1 protein-coding gene is annotated in these 675 nt (G+C 39.3%); it reads left to right on the top strand.

Features of this window, described 5'->3' with window-relative positions:
* A partial coding sequence (locus tag AWW67_RS06390; protein ID WP_141655393.1) for a RagB/SusD family nutrient uptake outer membrane protein occupies window positions 1-675 on the top strand: 675 nt, incomplete at both ends.

The raw sequence follows: 675 nt of genomic DNA on the forward strand, positions 1-675 counted from the left end.
GGTTCTGGTTGGTTTATTGCCGTTCACCAATGGCTTGAGCACAGATCTAACACAAGTTCTTTAGTAAATCAGACTTACAATTTCTACTACACAATTATTGTTAATGCCAACAACATTATCAATTCAATTGACAACGTAGAAGGAAGTGATGATGAGAAGAACAACATCAAAGGTCAGGCTTATTTCTACAGAGCTTTCGGGCACTACATGCTTGTTCAGCTTTATGCTGAAAGATACAAAGCAGGACAGGCCAATGATCAGTTGGGTATTGTTATCAACCTTGATGACTTGAACAACCTTGGCGAAGCAAAAGCTCGCTCAACAGTAGACCAAGTTTATGCTCAAATTGAAGCTGACCTTACTACTGCTTTACAAAGCTTAAATGCCTCTTCAGTAACATCCTCTGACAAATCTCAAATCAGCAAAAACGTTGTAAACGGTATGTTTGCAAGGGTTTATTTGACTAAAGGAGAGTGGAACAATGCCATTACTTATGCACAAGCTGCAAGACAAGGTTTCCCTTTAACTTCTGCAGCGCAAATCCAAGAAGGTTTCAACAATTATAGTGCAACTGGTTGGATTTGGTCGAGCCGTATTATTCCTGACCAAGGAACTTACTTCTCTTCATTCTTTGCTTACATGTCATACAACTACAGCTCTTCACACATTAGAAAC

Origin of the sequence: Roseivirga seohaensis (assembly GCF_001592945.1) — a bacterium.
In the GTDB taxonomy this organism is placed as follows: domain Bacteria; phylum Bacteroidota; class Bacteroidia; order Cytophagales; family Cyclobacteriaceae; genus Roseivirga; species Roseivirga seohaensis.